This is a genomic window from Shinella sp. M27 (genome assembly GCF_049199905.1).
GTDB lineage: Bacteria > Pseudomonadota > Alphaproteobacteria > Rhizobiales > Rhizobiaceae > Shinella.
This window is the reverse complement of sequence record NZ_JBLZPK010000083.1, coordinates 1-407: the sequence shown is the minus strand read 5'-3', so window position 1 is coordinate 407 and position 407 is coordinate 1. Positions and strand designations below refer to the sequence as shown.

General features: G+C 63.4%; 1 protein-coding gene. It reads right to left on the bottom strand.

All coding sequences use genetic code 11. The annotated features are described in order from the left end of the window. The coding region (locus ACOZK4_RS27180; RefSeq protein WP_421594739.1) for an autotransporter-associated beta strand repeat-containing protein at positions 1–407 on the bottom strand (407 nt) is incomplete at both ends.

Below are 407 nucleotides of genomic sequence, written 5' to 3'. Positions count from 1 at the left end.
CGATCTGGTCGATGCCGCCGGTTCCGGTAATTGCGCCGTCGAATGTCACCACATCCGTGCGGTTGAAGGCCAGAATGCCGTTGTTGGTCACGTTGCCCAGGAGCGAGCCCGTCGTGCCACCGTCTCCGAGTTCCAGCGTGCCGTCGGCGATCGTGGTCCCGCCGGAATAAGTGTTGTCGGCGGTGAGAATGGTCTTCCCGCTGCCGATCTGGTGGACACCCCCCGTCCCTGAAATCGTCCCGTCGAATTTCGCCACATCCGCGCGGTTGAAGGCCAGAATGCCGTTGTTGGTCACGTTGCCCAGGAGCGAGCCCGTCGTGCCACCGTCTCCGAGTTCCAGCGTGCCGTCGGCAATCGTGGTCCCGCCGGTATAAGTGTTGTCGGCGGTGAGAATGGTCTTCCCGCCG